20 protein-coding genes are annotated in these 19,291 nt (G+C 62.4%); 13 read left to right on the top strand and 7 right to left on the bottom strand.

Annotated features, from left to right (window positions below; genetic code table 11):
- Nucleotides 1-202 precede the first annotated feature (202 nt).
- Nucleotides 203-1,654, top strand: coding sequence for an MFS transporter (locus K6M89_RS05125; protein WP_222138636.1), 1,452 nt, complete (start codon nt 203-205; stop codon nt 1,652-1,654).
- 37 nt (nt 1,655-1,691) lie between these two features.
- Here the strand turns inward: K6M89_RS05125 and K6M89_RS05120 are convergent, their stop codons facing one another.
- Entirely contained in the window at nt 1,692-2,639 is a 948-nt protein-coding gene (locus K6M89_RS05120) for a homocysteine S-methyltransferase family protein (RefSeq protein ID WP_222138635.1), read from the bottom strand.
- 220 nt (nt 2,640-2,859) lie between these two features.
- Between K6M89_RS05120 and K6M89_RS05115 the strand changes: the two genes are divergently transcribed.
- Nucleotides 2,860-3,489, top strand: coding sequence for a TetR/AcrR family transcriptional regulator (locus K6M89_RS05115; protein WP_183747922.1), 630 nt, complete (start codon nt 2,860-2,862; stop codon nt 3,487-3,489).
- A gap of 2 nt (nt 3,490-3,491) precedes the next feature.
- On the opposite strand, the gene K6M89_RS05110 is transcribed toward K6M89_RS05115, so the two are convergent.
- Complete coding sequence (locus K6M89_RS05110) at nt 3,492-4,010, bottom strand: DUF1697 domain-containing protein (RefSeq protein WP_222138634.1); 519 nt, start codon at nt 4,008-4,010, stop codon at nt 3,492-3,494.
- Nucleotides 4,011-4,062: 52 nt separating this feature from the next.
- On the bottom strand, nt 4,063-6,171 hold the full coding sequence (locus K6M89_RS05105; RefSeq protein ID WP_222138633.1) for a S9 family peptidase: 2,109 nt from the start codon (nt 6,169-6,171) through the stop codon (nt 4,063-4,065).
- Between the two features lie 240 nt (nt 6,172-6,411).
- Here K6M89_RS05105 and K6M89_RS05100 point away from each other — a divergent pair, with 240 nt between their 5' ends.
- Nucleotides 6,412-6,801 (top strand): DUF930 domain-containing protein, encoded by a 390-nt coding sequence (locus K6M89_RS05100; RefSeq protein ID WP_222138632.1) that lies wholly within the window; start codon nt 6,412-6,414, stop codon nt 6,799-6,801.
- Nucleotides 6,802-6,892: 91 nt separating this feature from the next.
- A complete protein-coding gene (locus K6M89_RS05095) occupies nt 6,893-7,681 on the top strand; it encodes a polysaccharide deacetylase family protein (protein WP_222138631.1) in 789 nt (262 codons plus the stop codon).
- Nucleotides 7,682-7,917: 236 nt separating this feature from the next.
- Here the strand turns inward: K6M89_RS05095 and K6M89_RS05090 are convergent, their stop codons facing one another.
- On the bottom strand, nt 7,918-9,210 hold the full coding sequence (locus tag K6M89_RS05090; protein WP_222138630.1) for an NAD(P)/FAD-dependent oxidoreductase: 1,293 nt from the start codon (nt 9,208-9,210) through the stop codon (nt 7,918-7,920).
- Nucleotides 9,211-9,228: 18 nt separating this feature from the next.
- Nucleotides 9,229-10,395 (bottom strand): AI-2E family transporter, encoded by a 1,167-nt coding sequence (locus K6M89_RS05085; protein ID WP_097580146.1) that lies wholly within the window; start codon nt 10,393-10,395, stop codon nt 9,229-9,231.
- Nucleotides 10,396-10,612: 217 nt separating this feature from the next.
- Between K6M89_RS05085 and K6M89_RS05080 the strand changes: the two genes are divergently transcribed.
- A complete protein-coding gene (locus tag K6M89_RS05080) occupies nt 10,613-10,996 on the top strand; it encodes a hypothetical protein (protein ID WP_222138629.1) in 384 nt (127 codons plus the stop codon).
- A 7-nt stretch (nt 10,997-11,003) separates the two neighbouring features.
- Here the strand turns inward: K6M89_RS05080 and K6M89_RS05075 are convergent, their stop codons facing one another.
- Complete coding sequence (locus K6M89_RS05075; protein WP_222138628.1) at nt 11,004-11,957, bottom strand: VOC family protein; 954 nt, start codon at nt 11,955-11,957, stop codon at nt 11,004-11,006.
- A gap of 215 nt (nt 11,958-12,172) precedes the next feature.
- On the opposite strand from K6M89_RS05075, the gene K6M89_RS05070 reads away from it, so the two are divergent.
- From K6M89_RS05070 to K6M89_RS05055, 4 genes are all read left to right on the top strand, one after another.
- Complete coding sequence (locus tag K6M89_RS05070) at nt 12,173-12,592, top strand: universal stress protein (protein WP_097580148.1); 420 nt, start codon at nt 12,173-12,175, stop codon at nt 12,590-12,592.
- A gap of 156 nt (nt 12,593-12,748) precedes the next feature.
- Nucleotides 12,749-13,417, top strand: coding sequence for a PAQR family membrane homeostasis protein TrhA (gene trhA / locus K6M89_RS05065; protein ID WP_097580149.1), 669 nt, complete (start codon nt 12,749-12,751; stop codon nt 13,415-13,417).
- A 112-nt stretch (nt 13,418-13,529) separates the two neighbouring features.
- Nucleotides 13,530-14,045 carry a GNAT family N-acetyltransferase gene (locus tag K6M89_RS05060; protein WP_222138627.1) on the top strand — a complete coding sequence of 172 codons (516 nt, stop codon included), beginning with the start codon at nt 13,530-13,532 and terminating at the stop codon, nt 14,043-14,045.
- A 234-nt stretch (nt 14,046-14,279) separates the two neighbouring features.
- On the top strand, nt 14,280-14,981 hold the full coding sequence (locus K6M89_RS05055) for a pentapeptide repeat-containing protein (protein ID WP_097580313.1): 702 nt from the start codon (nt 14,280-14,282) through the stop codon (nt 14,979-14,981).
- Nucleotides 14,982-15,045: 64 nt separating this feature from the next.
- Here the strand turns inward: K6M89_RS05055 and K6M89_RS05050 are convergent, their stop codons facing one another.
- Nucleotides 15,046-15,318 carry an usg protein gene (locus K6M89_RS05050; protein ID WP_097580151.1) on the bottom strand — a complete coding sequence of 91 codons (273 nt, stop codon included), beginning with the start codon at nt 15,316-15,318 and terminating at the stop codon, nt 15,046-15,048.
- Nucleotides 15,319-15,598: 280 nt separating this feature from the next.
- Here K6M89_RS05050 and groES point away from each other — a divergent pair, with 280 nt between their 5' ends.
- From groES to K6M89_RS05030, 4 genes are all read left to right on the top strand, one after another.
- Nucleotides 15,599-15,913, top strand: coding sequence for a co-chaperone GroES (gene groES / locus K6M89_RS05045; RefSeq protein ID WP_097580152.1), 315 nt, complete (start codon nt 15,599-15,601; stop codon nt 15,911-15,913).
- Nucleotides 15,914-15,964: 51 nt separating this feature from the next.
- Nucleotides 15,965-17,593 carry a chaperonin GroEL gene (groL, locus tag K6M89_RS05040; protein WP_097580153.1) on the top strand — a complete coding sequence of 543 codons (1,629 nt, stop codon included), beginning with the start codon at nt 15,965-15,967 and terminating at the stop codon, nt 17,591-17,593.
- 92 nt (nt 17,594-17,685) lie between these two features.
- Nucleotides 17,686-18,108 carry a hypothetical protein gene (locus K6M89_RS30925; protein ID WP_222144607.1) on the top strand — a complete coding sequence of 141 codons (423 nt, stop codon included), beginning with the start codon at nt 17,686-17,688 and terminating at the stop codon, nt 18,106-18,108.
- 87 nt (nt 18,109-18,195) lie between these two features.
- A complete protein-coding gene (locus tag K6M89_RS05030) occupies nt 18,196-19,290 on the top strand; it encodes a glycosyltransferase family 4 protein (RefSeq protein WP_222138717.1) in 1,095 nt (364 codons plus the stop codon).
- The last annotated feature ends 1 nt before the right edge of the window (nt 19,291 follow it).

Below are 19,291 nucleotides of genomic sequence, written 5' to 3'. Positions count from 1 at the left end.
GCTCTTCACGAAGCGTGAGGCCGATGCAAGCAAACGTGATCTGCTTTTCCCGCTCGTCAAAGCTGCTGTGCCATAAAGGACATAGCGCCGCCATGATCGCAGGCGTATAGCAGATCGTCTCCCCTTGGCATTACGCCATGTCATCCCCCGCGGCCTTGCTGCCTCCTGTGCTCCGCCGCGCCACCGCGAGTGATCCCGGACGATGTCGGATCAGATTTACCAGGCGCCGATGGTTCGGCGCGCCGCGCCCAATTTCCGGGTGATCGCGATGATTGTCGCGAGTGCGATGCTGATGGAAAACATCGATGCGACCGTGCTGGCGACGGCGCTGCCGACCATGGCGCGCGATTTCGCCGTCAGCGCCCCGGCCATGTCGATCGCGCTGACTTCCTATCTCCTCAGCCTGGCGATCTTCATTCCGGCGAGCGGCCGCATGGCCGACAGTTTCGGTTCCCGCACCGTCTTCCGCGCGGCCATCGCCGTCTTCGTCATCGGCTCCATCCTCTGTGCGCTGGCGCCGACACTGTCGTTCCTGGTGCTGGCCCGGCTGCTGCAGGGCCTGGGCGGCGCGATGATGATGCCGGTCGGGCGCCTGGTGCTGATGCGCAGCGTCGCCCGCAAGGATATGGTCAGCGCCATGTCCTGGCTGCTGGTGCCGGCGCTGATCGGCCCGATCGTCGGCCCGCCGCTCGGCGGCTTCTTCGTCACCTATCTCGACTGGCGCTGGATCTTCTACATCAACGTGCCGATCGGCATCATCGGCATGATCTTCGTCTCGATCTATATCGACGAGGTGAAGGGCAAGGCGAGCGGCCCGTTCGATACGATCGGCTTCGTGCTCTCCGGCCTCTCGCTCGGCTCGCTGCTTTTCGGCTTCGAAATGTCGAGCCACGAAGGCGAGGGCGCCTTCTCGCTTTTCCTGATCGCCGTCGGCCTCATCTTCGGCATCGCCTATCTCAGGCATGCCCGCAGGCATCCGTCGCCGATCATGGATTTCTCGCTGATGAAGGTGCCGAGCTTCGGCACCTCGGTCATCGCCGGTTCGCTGACGCGCATCACCCAGGGCGCGCAGCCCTTCCTGCTGCCGCTGCTCTTCCAGATCGGCTTCGGCCTTTCGGCCGCCGCCGCCGGCCAGATCGTCATCGCCACCGCGCTCGGCGCGCTCGCCATGAAGCCGATGGCGAAGTTCGTCTTCAGCCGGCTCGGTTTCCGCCGCAGCCTCGTCCTCAACGGCATCCTCGGCACGGTCGGCTACGGCCTCTGCGCCGCCTTCCGGCCGGATTGGCCGATGCCGCTCATCTTCATCGTGCTGATACTCAGCGCCTTCTTCCTGTCGTTCCAGTTCACCGCCTATAACACCATCGCCTATGACCAGATCGACAAGGAGCGGATGAGCTCGGCCACGAGTTTCTACACCACCTTCCAGCAGCTGATGCTGTCGCTCGGCATCTGCATCGGCGCCTTGGCGCTGCATGGCTCGATGGCCTTCAACAATGTCGAAACGCCGTCGCTCGGCGATTTCTCCACCGCCTTCATCGTCGTCACGCTCATCTCGATCACCGCCACCTTCTGGAACCTGCGCTTTTCGCCAACCGCTGGCGAGGAGATCAGCGGTTATAGGGCCAGACAGAAGAAAGACGCCGTCAAGGGCTGACCCCGCCTGTCATCCCTGTCTCTCCTTCCCTCGCGAGTCATGCCGCCTGCGGCAGGCAGGCCTCGCAGATCGCCGCGACGTGGCGGTGGTCGGTGCCGCAGCAGCCGCCGAGCACGCGCACCGCAGGCATGCGGCCGAGGAGCTTGCGGTAGCGGCGGCCGAGATCTTCGGGATCGCCCGCATCCAGCGTCTCGCTATTGTCCAGCTGCTCGTGGCTCATGGTCGAGGCGTTGGCACGGATGCCGGAAATGCGCTTTACCCAGGCGCTGCCGGGATCGAGCGCACCTTCGAAATGCGAGGGATGGGCGCAGTTGATCATGTAATAGGCCGGCGCCCCGCCGGTCGCAGCATCCGTCGTCTCGATGGCATCCTGAAGGCTGCGGCCCGTCACCAGCCTGCCGTCCGTCTCCAGAGTGAAAGAGATGGCCGAGGGCATGTTGAACGACTGTGCGGCCCGCGCGAGGCCGATCGCCTCGTCGATATTGGTCAGCGTGAAGGCGGTCACCATATCGGCCTCGGTGCCGGCGAAAGCCGCGATCTGGAAAGCGTGGTAGTCTTCCGCTTCGGCCGCATCCATGCTGCCCGCCTTGTAGCCATCGCCGCGCGGGCCGATCGCGCCGCTGATGATGATCGGCTGCTCCGGCTGCTCATAGTCGCTGCATAAGCCAACCAGCAGCTCGACGGCTTCCTCGTTCGCCGCCTTCAGGGCTTCAGCGGTATAGCCGAGCTTCTGCCCCCAGTCCGGATTGGCCCGCCATGTCGCGGTGTCGAGCACGAAGCCGGTGCCGTGCCGTCGGGCGATATCGAGATAACGGCGATAGTAATTCCGCATCCGCTGCCGCCCGTCTTCGGAAGCCAGCAATATGAAGGCGGCGAAATGCGGAAGCGCGATGCCTTCCTGGAAGATCATCGTCGTTTCCATGCCGCCATCGGTAATGAAGGTGCCGCCTTTGAGTTGCGGCAGACCGTTTCTGTACTTTGCCATTGTTGAAGCCTCTCCCTCGCAGCACCCGAAACGGCTGCCGTCGATGAATGATGTTCTGGCGCTTAATCGGCTGCCAAACTAGGAGACTTGCGGTATACTGCCGGCGGTTTTGGTTTTTGCCGGTTGATATCAATCGCTTGGCGTAACCGAAGCTGCCGGGGACGCAGGCAGGATCTGAACGTGCGGCGATCAAAACTGTACCGCCGGTGCAGGAGGGGATATGCGAAAGGGCGAGGAAACCAGGACCCGTATCCTCGATGTGGCCGAAGCGGCTGTCCTGCAGAAGGGTTTCGGCGGCACCTCCATCGAGGAGCTAATCGCCGAGACGGGCATCACCAAGAGCGGCTTCTTCTATCATTTTAGGGACAAGAACGAGCTCGCCAAGGCGCTGCTCAACCGCTACATCGAAAATGACGAGCGCATCTACGACGAGATATTCAGCCGTGCGCGCGATCTGACCGACGATCCGCTGCAAACCTTCCTGCTTGGCCTCAAGCTGCTGTCCGAACTGCTCTCAGATCTGCCGAACGGCCATCCCGGCTGCCTTGTGGCGACCGTGTGCTATTACGAGCGGCTGTTCGACCGGGAGATACAGGAGACCAACCGCAATGCGGTGCTTGCCTGGCGGCGCCGTTTCGGCCGCATGCTCCGCGACATCATGGAGGTCTATCCGCCGCGCGAGCCCATCAATGTCGACCAGCTCGCCGACATGGTGTCTTCCGTCCTGGAAGGGGGCATCGTTCTGTCGAAGACGCTGAAAGAGCCGAACACGCTGGCCGAACAGGTGCTGATGCTCCGCACCTTCGTGAAGATGCTCTTCCTGCCGGTGGCGGAAATGCCGAGGGCCTAGCTTTAGCCTTCCATCGCCGCCGCCATATCGGCGAGCTTGCGCACGGTGTTGAGATTGCGCGAGGTCCCCGGCTTCAGCGCCGGCAGCTTCAGTTTCGAGCGGCCGGAACCATTGGGATAATGCACATAGATTTCCCGGGTCGCGAGTTTTGCCTCCTCGCCGTCGGGCGCCACCATCTTCTCCAGCGCATCGGCAGGGGCTTTTTCGGGCAGGAAGTAGACCAGCAGAAAGTTCGGCTTGGCGTCGGGGAAGGGGGCGTTGGCGGCGATCTTGTCGAGCTCCTTGCGGCTGCGCACCATCACGCCCGGCCGCTTGCCCATCTTCTTGCCGAGCGCCGCGTCGAGCTTTTCCTCCACCGCCGTTTCGGACTCATCCGAGCGGAAGAGTACATTGCCGCTCTGGATGTAGGTTTTGACGTCGGTAAAGCCGAGATCTTCGCAGATCGCCTTCAGCTCGGCCATCGGCAAGGCGCCGGTGCCGCCGACGTTTACGGCGCGGAGGAGGGCGATATAGATGGGCATTTCAGTGTCTCCCTAGGCCTGTTGTGCCGTGCCAGCCCCCTCTATCGACCCTTTACATCTTCCCCGCCACCTTGATCGCAAACGCATACTCGAACGCAATCTCCTCCAGCCGCTGGAAGCGCCCCGAGGCGCCGCCGTGGCCGGCGTCCATGTTGGTCTTGAGCAGGATCGGCGCCGCGCCGGTCGTCTCCTCACGCAGCTTCGCCACCCATTTGGCCGGCTCCCAATAGGTGACGCGCGGGTCGGTCAGGCCGGCGAGTGCCAGGATCGGCGGGTAGGCTTTGGCACCGACATTTTCATAGGGCGAATAGGCGGCGATCTGCTCGTATTCTTCCTTGCTGTCGATCGGGTTGCCCCATTCCGGCCATTCCGGCGGCGTCAGCGGCAAGGTGTCGTCGAGCATGGTGTTGAGCACGTCGACGAAGGGAACGGCGGCGATGATGCCGGAAAATTTCTCCGGCGCCATGTTGGCGACGGCGCCCATCAGCATGCCGCCGGCCGAGCCGCCCTCGGCGATGATCTTCGCGTAAGAGGTGAACTTCTGTTGATTCAGATAGTCGGCCGCAGCGATGAAGTCTTTGAAGCTGTTGGTCTTCTTATCCATCTTGCCGTCTTCGTACCAGGCAAAGCCCTTGTCCTTGCCGCCGCGGATATGGGCGATGGCATAGACGAAGCCGCGGTCGGCGAGCGACAGGCAATTGGTGTTGAAGCCGGCCGGAATGGTGATGCCGTAGGCGCCGTAGCCGTAGAGCAGGCAGGGGGCCGTGCCGTCGAGCGGCGTGTCCTTGCGATAGAGCAGGGTGACCGGCACCGTCTCGCCGTCCCATCCCGGGGCGAAGACGCGGCGGGTGACGTAGTCCTCGGGATTGTGGCCCGACGGCACCTCCTGCGTCTTGAGCAGGGTGCGCTCGCGCGTCACCATGTTGTAATCATAGAGCTGCGACGGCGTCGTCATCGAGGAATAGGAGAAGCGGATGACATCCGTGTCGTATTCCGCCGCCCCCGAAAGTCCCAGGGAATAGGCTTCCTCGGCGAAGGCGATCGCATGTTCCTCGCCGGTCGCCCGATCGCGGATCATGATCTGCGGCAGCCCGTCCTTGCGCTCCAGCCACAGCAGATGGCGGGCATAGGCCATGTGGCTGATGATCAGGGTGCCGGGTTTATGCGGCACGACCTCGCGCCAGTTTTCCTTGCCCGGCTTATCAACCGGCGCTTCCATGATCTTGAAATCCTTGGCGCCGCCGTCATTCGTCAGGATGTAGAAGATGTCGCCGCCCTCGGTCAGCGAATATTCGATGCCTTCCTCGCGCGCCGCCACCAGCTTCGGCTCGGCCGTGAGATCCTTGGTCGACAGCAGCCGGTACTCGCTCGTCTCGTGGTCGTGGATATCGATATAGATGAAGTCATCAAGCAGGGAGCCGCCGACGCCCATGAAGAAGCCGGCATCGGCTTCCTCGTAGACCAGCCGGTCTTCCGATTGCGGCCGGCCGACAATGTGGTGGAACACTTTCGAGGGCCGGTGGTTCTCATCGAGCGCCGAATAGAAGAAGCTTTTGCCATCAGGCGCCCAGACGCCGCCGCCGCCGGTATTCTCGATCACATCGTCGAGATCCTGGCCGGTCGAAAGGTCGCGCACCTTCAGCGTAAAGAACTCCGAGCCCTTGTCGTCATAGCCCCAGATGCCGCGGCCGTGGTCGGTGGAATGGTCGAGGCCGGCGAGGCGGAAATAGGCCTTGCCTGATGCTTCCTTGTCGCCGTCGAGCAGCACCGTGCGGATCGTCTCGTCGGCGACGCTGCCATCGCGAGGAATGCGGAAATAGCGCGGCTGCTCGCCGCCGGTGACGTAGGACGTGCCGTAGGCATAGGCGCCGTCCTTCACCGGCACCGAGCTGTCGTCTTCCTTGATGCGGCCGCGCATTTCGGAAAACAGCACCTTCTGCAGCGGCTTGGTGTCCTCCATCGCCGCATTCATATAGGCGTTTTCGGCTTCGAGATGCCGGCGGATCTCGGGATCGAGGATCGAAGGATCCTTGAACATCGCCTGCCAGTTGTCGGCGCGTAGCCAGGCATAGTCGTCCGTGCGGGTAATGCCGTGGCGCGTATCGGAGACGGGCTTCTTCGGTGCGGCGGGCGGTGTCGGCAGGTTCTTGAAAACGGACAAGGAATAGCTCCGGTGGGAATGTCGGGTTGGCAAGAGATAGAGGCGCGCCGGTCCGGGATCAAGCGCCAAGGGGCGAGGTGACCTTCCACAGGCAAGGGGACGGCTCGGTCCGCCCTGCCTTGATGTCACCACAATATTTAAGAATGTCCGCTATCGCAGATCGAAATTTGCACGTGCCAAGTCCTCGGCAAGCTGTCGGTGGCAGGGTCAAGACTGGACAACAGCAAGGGATTTTCTTCAATGCCGAAACACCTGCTCCTGTTTGTATCCCTCGTCGGCCTTGCTGCCCCCGCCTTTGCAGTCGATCCCGCCATCAAGAAGCAGCTGGAAAAGCTCGATCCCTCGACCCGTCTGGAGCAGAGCTGCGACACCGAGGCGATGAGCCGCATCAACCAGGACAGCACCGGCTTCAAGCCCGACAAGGTGATCGCCTATACCTTCAAGGACCCGATCGCCGGCGACAATTCGCTGCAGGCGCCGGGCGCGGTCTTCCGCAGCAAGGGCGACTGGTACCATCTCTCCTACACCTGCGTCACCGGTCCGCAGCATATCAACGTGCGCCAGCTCGATTACCAGATCGGCGACAAGGTGCCGCGCGAGAAGTGGGAAAAATATTATCTCTACGATTGATCGCCTGTCCCATTGGCTGCGCTGACCGGCCGCATGGCGGTGGACCAATGCAGTCGCTAAACTCGGCCGATGAAATCATAGAAGTCCTTCCATGAACCGCATCTTGCTTGCTTCGGCGTTTCTGCTGGCCGGCCTCTCCACGCTGTGTGCGGCCGAAACGCCGCCGCTGCCGGCCGCCGCCGCCCCGGTCGTGAAGAACCCGGTGGTCAAGCTCGTCGAGCCGCATCTGCATATCGCCCGCTCCAATATATCAGGCCATGCCCGCATTGCGCTGACCTTCGATGCCTGCATGGGCCAGGCCGACGAGCGCATCCTGTCGACCCTGGTGCGCGAGCGCATTCCGGCGACGGTCTTCGTCACCGCCCGCTGGCTGAAGCGGAACCCCGCCGCGCTCGCCGTCTTCCTGCAGAACCCCGACCTGTTCGAACTCGAAAATCATGGCGAGAACCACATTCCGGCCGTCGATACGCCGACACTTGTCTATGGCATCGCCTCCGCCGGCTCGCCGCAAGCCGTCCGACAGGAGGTCGAAGGCGGCGCTGCCGCCATGCTCGCCTCCGGCATCCCCGCACCGCACTGGTTCCGCGGCTCGACCGCCAAATATGACCTTTCCGCCATCGGCGAAATCCGCGCCCTCGGCTATCGCATCGCCGGCTATTCGGTGAACGGCGACGGCGGCTCGCTGCTCGGCGCCGCAATCACCGAAAAGCGCATCGCCTCGGCCAAAGACGGCGATGTCGTCATCTCCCACATCAACCAGCCGACCCATGCGGCCGGCGAGGGGGTGGCGAAGGCGCTGGTCGATCTGAAAGCGAGGGGTACGGAATTCGTCCGGCTCGATGATGTCGAGGATGTGGGCGACGATCGGACGACGGAGTAGTTCCGCAAGGGCGTGCCGTGTCAGCCCCCTCTGCCCTGCCGGGCATCTCCCCCACAGGTGGGGAGATTGACGGGGCGCAATGGCTTCCCCAAACAATCAACGCTGCAACCCGCCGTAACGGTAGACGGGCGCGAAGGTCAGGCCTCTTGTGATCTCCCCACCTGTGGGGGAGATGCCCGGCAGGGCAGAGGGGGCGGCCACGGCACGACAGTCAATGCGGAGCCTCTACCTTATCTCTACCTCAGCTCATCCCCAACCCGCGGCCCATCTTCCCCAAACCGCCGCAGCCCCGGCCCATCCCGATCGAGCGCGAAATCCTCGAACCAGTCGCGATGCATGCCGGCAATCATCGCGCCGATCATCTGGGCGGCGAGATAGGAAAAGGTAATGCCGTTGCCGCCGTAACCATAGGCGGCAACCACATGCGGCATGCCGGGCACCGGCCCGATCAGCGGCAGGCCGTCGGCCGTTTCGCCGAAGGTTCCGCCCCAGGCATGGGCGATGCGGGTATCGGCTCTCGGCCAGAGCCGCTTCATCTTCTCCTGGATTGCGCGAATCTTGGACGGTAGCCGGCGATTCCGCGCTGCGTGGTCGGTCGTGCCATCGTCCTCGCCGCCGGCGACGATGCGATTGTCGGCGGTCGTGCGCATGTAGAGATAGGGATGGCTGTCCTCCCAGATCAACGCCCTATCGCGCCAGAACGTCGCGGGGTTCTGCGGCACGGTGGCGAATGCCCAGCTCGAGCTTGTCCGGTGCAGCTTCGGCATGTCGAGGCCCGGCATCGAATAGCCGGTCGCCAGCACCACATGCCGCGCTTCGATGACATGGGCGCCATCGGTCTCGACCGTCACGTGGTCGCCTTCGCTGTGCAGCGCGGTCACCGAAGCGCTGACCAGCTGCGCGCCGTGCCGCATAGCCATCGCGATCAGCGCCCAGGTCAAGAGCAGCGGATCGGCCTCCGCCGACCCCGGCGAATAGATCGCCCCATCCCGATCGAGCTCGAACTGGGTGAAGAGATCGGGATGTTCGAGATAGACGCCGGGAAGGCCGGCCCGGCGCCGCAACTGGCGCTCTTCCAGCAGGTCGCGGGCGCCTTCCTGGTTGGCGGCGAGATAGAGCGTGTTGCGCGGCCGGAAGCCGCAGGCGATCGCGTTTGCGGCGATCAGCTTGGCAAGGCCTGCGACGGCAGCGGCGCTGCGGCGATAGATGCCGGCGGCGCGCTCGAAGCCATACCAGGTCTCGAGCTCGCTGAGCGTGCTGTCGATCTCCCATTGCAGCATGGCGGTGCTGGCGGCGGTACTGCCGAAACCCGGCTCTTCCCGGTCGATGATGACAACGGAGAAGCCGCGCGCCGCAAGGTGCTCTGCGACCAGCGCGCCGGTGATGCCGCCGCCGATCACCGCGACATCGGCGGAAAAGCTCTCACCGATCGGTTGCCATACGGGCCGTATGCCGGTTCGTCCCCAGAGCGAACGGCCGCTGACCATCTGCTCATGGTCGGCTTCGTCGAGATCGAGATCGGATGCCACGGATGTCTCCTCGCTTGATCACTTCGGCAATTGCGGCTGCGGTCTTTCTTCGATCAGCAATTCCTCGATAACCGTCATCACGATCAGCGACAGCGGCAGCGCCAGCATCGCCCCGACCGCGCCCCACATCCAGGTCCAGAACAGGATGGCCAGGAAGACGATGAAGGGGTTGATTTCCAGCCGCCGTCCCATCACCGCCGGGAAGATCAGGTTCTCCATGACGAGGTGCACGGTGAAAAAGGCGGCGGCCGGCATCAGGCCGACGATGAAGCCGTCATAGGTGATGATGCCGGCGATGGCGACGGACAGCGTCATCAGCGTGATGCCGAGATAGGGAATGAAGCTCGACAGGAAGGCGAAAAAGCCCCACAGCACCGGTGCCGACAATCCGCTCGCATAGGCGATGATCGTCATGACGACGCCGAGCCCGACATAGATCAGCGAGGCGGTGGCGAAATAGAAGCCGAGCACCTGCTCGACGGCATTGATGACGCGGATCGCCGCCAGCCGCTGCGGGCGGGTGCGGAAGGTCATGATGATCGTCTTGCGCAGATTGACCCGGCTGGCGAGGAAGAGCAGCAGTGCGGCGAAAAAGATCAGCCCCTGCACCAGCGCCGGCGTCAGGCTCGTGGTCACCAAATGCAGGACGTTGCCGGTGTTTTCGAGCAGCGCGCCGATCGACATCGGCCCGCTTTCGAATGTCGCCGGCGTGATGTGCAGCCATTCGATGCGCTCGAGGTAGGGCATGATGCGGCTGATCGTCCGCTCGACGAAGGCCGGCGCTTCGTTGGCAAGCATCGTCAGCGGACCGACAAGCGAATTGGCCAGCAGAGCGATCACCAGGGCGACGGCGCTCGACAGAAGGAAAGCGTTGGCGAGCCGCGGCACGCCCATTTTGCCGAGATTTTCCGCGGCGAGGCCGAGGATCATGCCGACGACGACGGCAAGGGTGATGGGAATGAGGATCAGCGACATCATGTAGACGGCGGCAAGGCCGAGTATGGCGAAGATGCCGATGATCGCCCAGGCCATGCTGATATCAAGCCCGTCCTTTTCAAGCCGATGCACCGGCGGGGAAGGCAATTCCTCCGCCGTCTCCCTCAATGACTTCGCCCAGGCGCTGGTATGGCGTTCGCCGATGGCGATCTTCCTTGCTTGTTTGCGGATGCCGTTGGCGATGCCCATGCGGTGAGGTCCCCGAAGCCCATTGCTTCGCCACGAAAACGCGCTGATGCGGTTCCGGTTCCGTTTGAGGTCATGCGACGTCGACAGATGTTCCCTCGGCTTGCCGCAGGGGCGATCGGCAGGAAACCTCCGCCCTCATCGACGACCGCGTGGATTTGATCCGCCTGCCGGAACAACCTCCCAGTCGCGGACGTTCGATCTCTGAAGGAGATAGCTCATGACTGCAGATCGCGATCAGACCAAGGTCACCGAGAGCTTTTCGACCAATCCCCCTTATGCGGACGAGACCAAGCTCAAAGCTGCCGATCGCAGGCGGTGGTGGGGTTGGACCGTCCTCGTGGCGGGTGCGGCGGTCCTCATCATTGCCGGCGTAAGCGTGGCGATCTGGCCCGACCCCACCAATAACGATCCGACGGCGACGGCATCGACGAAGCCGGATCCGATCAATGCGCAGCCGTCCGGCCCCGGCACCTTCGACGATGACCCGGCCTCCGGCCCTGCACGGCCGCCCGAAGCGACGGACCGCGACCCGACGCCGAGCGGAAGCGGTGGCGGACCGACCGGGGTGACGACGCCATCCGGAACCGAAAAGGTTCAATAGATGGAGTTCAGGCCGACAGCGTCAGGCCGATGCCCCAGGGATCCCTGAGGAAGACGCCGCCATCGCGCTTTTCGCTGTCGATCTCCAGCGCGTCGAGCTTCGAGACCGCCGCATCGAGCGTCGCCTTGTCGTTGAAACGGATCTTGTAGTCCGAAAGCCCGGTCATATTGCCGGTGCGCGGGGCCGCGCCCCGGCTGTTCCAGATATTGGCGGCGAGGTGGTGATGATAGCCGCCGGTGGCAAAGAAGCTGGCGCCGGGACGGCTCGCCATCAGTTTCAGGCCGAGCACGTCACGGTAGAAGGCATCGGCCTGAGGGATATCGCCGACCTGCAGATGCAGATGGCCGATGGCCGTGCCGTCCGCCATGCCGTCCCAGCGCTCATCCGGTGCGCTGTCGTGGAGTGCCTGCAGGTCGAGGCGCAGCGTCGCCATCTCGATCATGCCGTCCTGCTGGAACTTCCATTGCTCGTGCGGCCGGTCGGCATAGATTTCGATGCCGTTGCCCTCGGGATCGGAAAGGTAGATCGCCTCGCTGACGAGATGGTCGGAGGCGCCGTCGAGCACGACATTGTTATGCGCCGCATGGCGTAGCCAGCGCGCCAGTTCGGTGCGGTCGGGCATCAGGAAGGCGGTGTGGAACAGCCCGGCGGCGTTGCGCGGCGCGATGGCGGCATTCCCGGCGGTCGTCAGCGTCAGCAGCGGCAGAGCGCCGACCCCGAGAACTTCGCCGCTTGCCGTCTTTTCGATGACTTTCAGACCGAGCATCGATTGATAGAAGCCGGAAACAAGACCGAGGTCTTTAACGACGAGATGCGATTGGTCGATATAGGCAGGCCGCGTCAGCGCATAGGATGTTTCGGTCGTCATGGATAATTCTCCTGCCTGTGAAATCGAAGGCGCACCGGCGGTGGCGGCAACCATGCCGCCCGTGGCAAGCTCGAGAAACTGTCGCCGGTTCATGTGCCTGATATCCTCTCGGCTGCCGTACTTGATTCCTATATGGCCCATCGCCATTGTTCACAGAAGCCTCGTTTTTGAGGATGAAGCGTTGAGCAAGCGTTGACAATCGCTTGCGCTGATTTGCTTCGCTGACGTGTCCCGCCGACTTGATCACGATCAATGCGTCCATATCTTCTTAAGAAGAAGCTTATGCATCTCAGTCATGGAGGGAAGCCATGTACAGGAAGATAATCGTGGCGATTGCGCTCGGCGGTCTCGGCAGGGGAGAAGATATCCTCCGCAAGGCCGCATCGCTGCTCGACGAGGGCGGCGAGATCATCGCGCTCAATGTCGTCGAGGATGTGCCGACCTATGTCGCGATCGAACTGCCGGCCAATATGCTGGATGACGCCATGAAGGACGGCCGCGACAGGCTGCAGGCGCTGGTCACCGCAACCGAAGTCGCGGCAACCGTCGAAATCCGCAACGGCCCGCCGGCCAAGGCCATCATTGCGGCTGCCGAAAGCCATCACGCCGACCTCATCATCCTCGCCTCGCATGTGCCGGATTTTTCCAACTACTTCATCGGCGCCACGGCCGACCGCGTCGTGCGCCATGCCAAGTGCTCCGTGCTGGTCGAACGGCACAAGATCTGAGCGCGCGCTTTCCCTTTTCTCCGCTCGCCACGCTTAAAGCGCGGCAGGCACCGCGTGACCTGTCACGAAGATTTACCGCGCCCGCGATGTGCCGCTGTTGCGCCGCCATCCGTTCGGTGCGACCATCGAGGCAGGGGACGAAATGGATTGGCGCGCATGGCTGAGTTCAACGGCATTCGCTGGGCTTACGACAGGTATGAACTGATCGCCGATGGCATCGTCCACGGCGTCGGCCTCGTGCTGGCGCTGATCGGCGCCACGGTGCTGATCTTCTACGCCACCGTCTGGTGCTCCTACGGCGCGCTCGCCGCCGCCTGGATCTATGGCGTCGGACTGGTGCTGACGCTTGCCATTTCCTTTTCCTACAATGTCTGGCCGGTCTCGCGCACCAAATGGTTTCTGCGCCGCTTCGATCATTCGGCGATCTTCGTCCTGATCGCCGCCACCTATACGCCCTTCCTCGAGCGCGGCGCCGACGATCCGCTGCTCTTGTTCATGCTGGTGGCGATCTGGCTGTTCGCCGCTGTCGGCATCGTCCTGAAATGCGTCTTTCCCGGCCGTTACGATCGTCTCGCCATCCTGCTTTACCTCGCCATGGGCTGGAGCGGCGTGCTGGTGGCCGGGCCTGTCGCCGCGCGCATCCCCTCCGCCTCGATGCTGCTGATTGTTATCGGCGGCGTCCTCTATTCGCTCGGCGTCATCTTCCATGTCTGGGAGAAGCTGCGCTTCCAGAACGCCATCTGGCATGGTTTCGTCGTCACCGCCGCCGCCGTGCACTATTCGGCCGTCTTCACCTGTTTCAGCCTGCCTGTGCAGGGTTTCTGAGGGGCGGCCTCAGCGCAGCCACCCGCAAGCGGCGTCTCTTCGCCGTCCGCCGTTTACATCTTTTGCACCGCGGCGTATGCCACCCCTGACAGCCAATCGAACCGGACCAGCCATGACAGACGCCGTCCTCCTTCGCGACGCCACCGAAGCCGATCTTCCCGCCATCCGCGTCATCTACAATCATGCCGTCGAGCACACGACGGCGATCTGGAACGAGACGCTCGTCGATCTCGAAAACCGGCGGGAATGGTTGAACGCGCGCAAGGGGCGCGGCTTTCCCGTCATCGTCGCCGAGATGTCGGGCAAGGTCGCAGGCTACGCCTCCTATGGCGACTGGCGCGCCTTCGAGGGCTATCGCCACACGGTCGAACATTCCGTCTATGTCGACAAGGATTGCCGCGGCGCCGGTATCGGCGAGGCCTTGATGCGGGCGCTGATTGCGCGTGCCGCTGCCGCCGATATCCACGTGATGATCGCCGGCATCGAGGCTGAGAACGCCGCCTCGATCCGGCTGCACGAGAAGCTCGGCTTCCGCATCGCCGGCAGATTTTCCGAGGTCGGCACCAAGTTCGGCCGCTGGCTGGATCTCACCTGCATGGAGCTTCGTCTGCCCGGCAAGGCCGACTGACGGCCTGCCCGGGCAGGCGGATGATCACCTGCCCGGCAAGGCCGACTGACAGCCTGCCCGGGCAAATGCGGATGACCGCCTGCCTGGGCACGGATGGGCGCTTCGGACGCAGTGAAACGGCAAATCATTGCCAGCGCGCTCGCCATCTTTTTATTGTATTCTGAGCTGTGTAGAAATGAGAGGCCGCCTGCTTCGCGAGAGGCGGCGTGAAGCGTCATGGAGATCAACAGTTCAATGGTAATGCATAGATCGCCGCTCGGCCTCCTTGCCTTGCTTCTTCTCGCCTCCGCTCCGATCTCCACGCGTGCCGCCGATTGCGGCAGCACGGCCTCACCGAAGCTCGACTGGCAGGAATGCTCGAAGAAGAACCTGATGCTGCAGGGCAGTGATCTCGAAGGCGCCAATCTCTTCAGCACCGATTTCTCGCTGACCGATCTCAGCGGCGGAAATTTCAAATCCGCCAATCTGGAGAAGGCGACTTTGGTGCGCGCCTCGCTCGAGGGTTCACATGCCGAAGGGGCCAACTTCGCCAAGGTCGAGGCCTATCGCGCCAGCTTCGCCAATATTGCCGCCGAAGGCGCTTCCTTTGCCGGCGCCGAGCTGCAGCGCGCCAATTTCGGCGGCGCGCGGCTCTCCGGTGCGAGCTTCGAAAAGGCCGAACTCGGCCGCGCCGATTTCGACAAGGCGGTGCTGACGGGGGTGAAATTCTCCTTCGCCAATCTCTCCCGCGCCGATCTCTCCAACGCCACGTTCGGAGGCCCGGCAACATTCGAGCGCGCCTTCATGTTCCTGACCCGCATCGAAGGTTTAGACCTCTCGGCCGCCGCCGGGCTCGAACAGGCGCAGATCGACCTCGCCTGCGGCGACGCCTCGACCAAACTCCCCTCCGGCCTCTCTACGCCGGCAACCTGGCCATGCCCGGCCGAGCACGAGTGATCGGTCGGGCTTTGCAGGACCACGCGGGGCTGGCTGATCGGGCTGCGATCGATGGCGGATCGAGCTAGTGGAGCTTGAACTCGCCCATGACGCGGCGCCATTCGTTTGGTCCGATCAGCCGCTGGTGGGTGTAGCGAACGGAATGTAGCGGCCCGTCGAGCGTAGACTGCCAGAATTCGAGAAACTTGTGCATTTCCGGAAAGTCCGGGGCGAGATCGTAATCCTGCCAGACATAGGTTTGCAGCACGGATTCAAAATCAGGGATGCGATAGAGGATATGCGCAGTGGTCAGTCCATAGCCTTTTAGCTGATGTTCCAGATCCGATGAAAATTGCATACTTCATCTCCGTTTCATGACGCTCGAAAGGTGGCGCAAAATTTTGCCGCCATCAACGGATTTCCGAACGCGTCCACCCTGTTTATTGTTCCTTTACAGGATGTTAGCAGCCACTTTGCACGAGTGCTAATTTTTTTATGGCACCCTCTTGAAATGGAAAAACCGCAAAACCAGATCATTGCGCGCAGAACGCTCGATCGAGGTTTTGCACCCGCCCGGACTGGTCATCCGGTCCGGCCAGGGGAATAACATCGTTATTGTTTGTCCATTGGAGGAAAACATGTCGTTCCGACCGCTTCATGATCGCATTCTCGTCCGCCGCGTCGATTCCGAGGAAAAGACCAAGGGCGGCATCATCATTCCCGATACCGCCAAGGAAAAGCCGCAGGAAGGCGAGGTCATCGCCGTCGGTCCCGGCGCGCGCGATGATGCGGGCCAGATCCAGCCGCTCGACGTCAAGGTCGGCGACCGCATCCTGTTCGGCAAGTGGTCCGGCACCGAGATCAAGATCAACGGCGAAGACCTGCTGATCATGAAGGAAAGCGATGTCATGGGCATCATCGAGGCCCGGGCGGCCGAAAAGATCGCCGCCTGAGGCGATTTCCGCGCATTAGTCAAAAAAGCTGCCTATTGAAGGAGTGACAGAATGGCTGCGAAAGAAGTCAAATTTCATAGCGATGCCCGTGAACGCATGCTGCGCGGGGTCGATGTTCTGGCCAATGCAGTGAAGGTGACGCTGGGTCCGAAGGGCCGCAACGTCGTGATCGATAAGTCCTTCGGCGCGCCGCGTATCACCAAGGACGGCGTTTCCGTCGCCAAGGAAATCGAACTTGAAGACAAGTTCGAGAATATGGGCGCCCAGATGCTGCGCGAAGTGGCATCAAAGACCAATGATCTCGCCGGCGACGGCACCACGACGGCGACGGTTCTCGCCCAGGCGATCGTCAAGGAGGGCGCCAAAGCTGTTGCCTCGGGCATGAACCCGATGGATCTGAAACGTGGCATCGATCTCGCCGTCGACGCCGTCGTCGCGGAATTGAAGGCCAACGCCCGCAAGATCTCCAACAATTCGGAAATCGCTCAGGTCGGCACCATTTCAGCCAACGGCGATTCCGAGATTGGTCGCTATCTCGCCGAAGCGATGGAAAAGGTCGGCAATGAGGGTGTGATCACGGTCGAGGAAGCCAAGACCGCCGAAACCGAACTCGAAGTCGTCGAAGGCATGCAGTTCGACCGCGGCTATTTGAGCCCCTATTTCGTCACCAATCAAGATAAGATGCGGGTCGAGCTCGAGGATCCCTATATCCTAATCCACGAAAAGAAGCTGTCGAACCTGCAGTCGATGCTCCCGGTTCTCGAAGCCGTCGTCCAGTCGGGCAAGCCGCTCCTCATCATTGCCGAAGATGTCGAAGGCGAAGCCCTTGCAACGCTCGTCGTCAACAAGCTGCGCGGCGGCCTGAAGATCGCTGCCGTCAAGGCGCCCGGCTTCGGCGACCGCCGCAAGGCCATGCTCGAAGACATCGCCATCCTGACCGGCGGCACCGTCATCTCCGAAGATCTCGGCATCAAGCTCGAGAATGTGACGCTCAACATGCTGGGCAGGGCCAAGAAGGTGGCGATCGAGAAGGAAAACACCACCATCATCGACGGTGCCGGTTCTAAGGCGGAACTTGACGGTCGCACCGCTCAGATCCGCGCCCAGATCGAAGAGACCACCTCCGACTACGACCGTGAGAAGCTGCAGGAACGCCTCGCCAAGCTCGCAGGCGGCGTTGCCGTCATCCGCGTCGGTGGCTCGACGGAGGTCGAAGTGAAGGAAAAGAAGGACCGCGTCGACGATGCCCTCCATGCGACCCGAGCAGCGGTCGAAGAAGGCATTCTGCCCGGCGGCGGCGTGGCGCTGCTACGCGCGGTCAAGGCGCTCGACACTATCAAGACCGCCAATGATGACCAGCGCGTCGGCATTGACATCGTCCGCCGGGCCATCGAGGCACCGGTTCGCCAGATCGCCGAAAACGCCGGCGCCGAAGGTTCGATCATCGTCGGCAAGCTACGGGAAAAGAGCGAATTCTCCTATGGCTGGAACGCCCAGACCGGCGAATATGGCGACCTCTATGCGCAGGGCGTCATCGATCCGGCGAAGGTGGTGCGTACGGCACTACAGGATGCCGCCTCCGTTGCCGGCCTGCTGGTGACGACGGAAGCCATGATTGCCGAAAAGCCCAAGAAGGAAACCGCTCAGGCCGTGCCCGCCGGCGCCGGCATGGACTTCTAAGCGATCGCTCGGCCCGTCCCGCCTTCGGGGCGGGCCTCTGCGCACTATCGAATGAACGAAGTTCCATCGGTCAACATCAATGGAGCCAAGCTATGAGAAAGGAAAACATCAGCAATTCCATCCAGCAGCAGGCCACGGCGGCGATCAGCGCGGCGCATCTGCTCCATCCGGCGAAACATTTCATTCACCCGCGTGACGTGCTGACCGCCCCGGACATCAGCAATGACGAAAAGCGGGCTATTCTCGCTTCCTGGGCATCCGATATCTTCGCGATCGAATCCGTACCTGCTCTTCGCCTTTACCCCGGGGCGGAAGGAGCCGTTTCCTATGACGAGATTCTTGAAGCGCTGAAGACGTTGGACAAGGGTGATCGGCAATCTGGGGAGCAAGGTTCCTCCGCTTCTTCCAGTGCCCAGAGGACCCGCCGCCACAGACTGCCGGCACGCCGGCTGCCGGGATTCGGCCTTTGCACCTATTCGAGAGGAGGACGGCGTCGACAGCCATTTGAGAGCTGACCCTCCATCTGACCTGCCGCGTGCCTCTTGAGGGCGCCGGCATGATTTTTGCCGACGACTCTTTGCTCAACTGAGGAGGTTTTGCCGATGAAGATCGCTCAGATTGCACCGCTCGCCGAGAGCGTCCCGCCCAAGCTCTACGGCGGGACGGAGCGGATCGTCTCTTATCTGACTGAAGAACTCGCCGCCCAGGGGCACGAGGTCACGCTGTTTGCCAGCGGCGATTCCGTCACCCGCGCGAGACTGCTGCCGTGTGCGAACGTCGCACTTCGGTTGAATCCGACGGTCAAGGACCATCTGCCGCATCAGGTCGTGATGCTGGAGGAGATCCGTCAGCGCGCGCATGAGTTCGACGTGCTGCATTTCCACATCGATCTCTTGCATTTCCCGCTGATCCGCGATTTCGCCGATCGCACAGTTACCACACTGCACGGGCGACTAGACCTGCCTGATCTCAAGCCGCTTTACACGGCCTTCCCGGACGTTCCGCTGGTGTCGATCTCCAACGATCAGCGCCGCCCGATGCCACCAGTCAACTGGCGCGGCACGGTTTATCATGGTTTGCCGGCCGGTCTACTTCCTTTCACGGAGAATACGAAGGGCAATTACCTTGCCTTCCTCGGGCGGATTTCTCCGGAAAAGCGCCCCGACCGCGCGATCCAGATCGCGGCAAAGGTCGGAATGCCGCTGAAGATCGCCGCCAAGATCGATAATGCCGACAGGGCCTATTGGGAAACCGTGATCGAGCCAATGGTAAAGTCACATCCGCATGTGGAATACATCGGCGAGATCAATGAACACCAGAAGGCTGACTTCCTCGGTAATGCTGGCGCTCTGCTCTTCCCGATCGACTGGCCCGAACCTTTTGGGCTGGTGATGATCGAGGCCATGGCCTGCGGCACGCCGGTCATCGCTTTCGGCTGTGGCTCGGTCCCCGAGGTCATTGACAATGGCATCTCCGGCATCCTGGTCGACAGTGTCGCCGAAGCGGTCGAGAACGTCGAATGGGCGCTCCGCTTCGATCGGCGCAGGGTGCGGGCCGCGTTTGAAAGGCGCTTCACCGCGAAACGAATGGCGTGTGATTATCTCGACATCTATCGTAACCTGCCGGGCGTTCGTATCAAAGCCGCGCCGATCAGCCGGTCGAACGGTGAGGCGCCCGACCTGCTGGCCGTCGCCTGAC

It is taken from the genome of Rhizobium croatiense, assembly GCF_019793465.1.
GTDB classification, from domain to species: Bacteria; Pseudomonadota; Alphaproteobacteria; order Rhizobiales; family Rhizobiaceae; genus Rhizobium; species Rhizobium croatiense.
This window is presented reverse-complemented; position numbering and strand designations above follow the sequence as displayed.

Excerpts from the sequence above, each read along its gene's own strand:
- K6M89_RS05125 (WP_222138636.1), top strand. The coding sequence starts at position 203 with ATGTCGGATCAGATTTACCAGGCGCCGATGGTTCGGCGCGCCGCGCCC.
- K6M89_RS05120 (WP_222138635.1), bottom strand. The coding sequence starts at position 2,639 with ATGGCAAAGTACAGAAACGGTCTGCCGCAACTCAAAGGCGGCACCTTC.
- K6M89_RS05115 (WP_183747922.1), top strand. The coding sequence starts at position 2,860 with ATGCGAAAGGGCGAGGAAACCAGGACCCGTATCCTCGATGTGGCCGAA.
- K6M89_RS05110 (WP_222138634.1), bottom strand. The coding sequence starts at position 4,010 with ATGCCCATCTATATCGCCCTCCTCCGCGCCGTAAACGTCGGCGGCACC.
- K6M89_RS05100 (WP_222138632.1), top strand. The coding sequence starts at position 6,412 with ATGCCGAAACACCTGCTCCTGTTTGTATCCCTCGTCGGCCTTGCTGCC.
- K6M89_RS05095 (WP_222138631.1), top strand. The coding sequence starts at position 6,893 with ATGAACCGCATCTTGCTTGCTTCGGCGTTTCTGCTGGCCGGCCTCTCC.
- K6M89_RS05085 (WP_097580146.1), bottom strand. The coding sequence starts at position 10,395 with ATGGGCATCGCCAACGGCATCCGCAAACAAGCAAGGAAGATCGCCATC.
- K6M89_RS05080 (WP_222138629.1), top strand. The coding sequence starts at position 10,613 with ATGACTGCAGATCGCGATCAGACCAAGGTCACCGAGAGCTTTTCGACC.
- K6M89_RS05075 (WP_222138628.1), bottom strand. The coding sequence starts at position 11,957 with ATGAACCGGCGACAGTTTCTCGAGCTTGCCACGGGCGGCATGGTTGCC.
- K6M89_RS05070 (WP_097580148.1), top strand. The coding sequence starts at position 12,173 with ATGTACAGGAAGATAATCGTGGCGATTGCGCTCGGCGGTCTCGGCAGG.
- trhA (WP_097580149.1), top strand. The coding sequence starts at position 12,749 with ATGGCTGAGTTCAACGGCATTCGCTGGGCTTACGACAGGTATGAACTG.
- K6M89_RS05060 (WP_222138627.1), top strand. The coding sequence starts at position 13,530 with ATGACAGACGCCGTCCTCCTTCGCGACGCCACCGAAGCCGATCTTCCC.
- K6M89_RS05055 (WP_097580313.1), top strand. The coding sequence starts at position 14,280 with ATGGTAATGCATAGATCGCCGCTCGGCCTCCTTGCCTTGCTTCTTCTC.
- K6M89_RS05050 (WP_097580151.1), bottom strand. The coding sequence starts at position 15,318 with ATGCAATTTTCATCGGATCTGGAACATCAGCTAAAAGGCTATGGACTG.
- groES (WP_097580152.1), top strand. The coding sequence starts at position 15,599 with ATGTCGTTCCGACCGCTTCATGATCGCATTCTCGTCCGCCGCGTCGAT.
- groL (WP_097580153.1), top strand. The coding sequence starts at position 15,965 with ATGGCTGCGAAAGAAGTCAAATTTCATAGCGATGCCCGTGAACGCATG.
- K6M89_RS30925 (WP_222144607.1), top strand. The coding sequence starts at position 17,686 with ATGAGAAAGGAAAACATCAGCAATTCCATCCAGCAGCAGGCCACGGCG.
- K6M89_RS05030 (WP_222138717.1), top strand. The coding sequence starts at position 18,196 with ATGAAGATCGCTCAGATTGCACCGCTCGCCGAGAGCGTCCCGCCCAAG.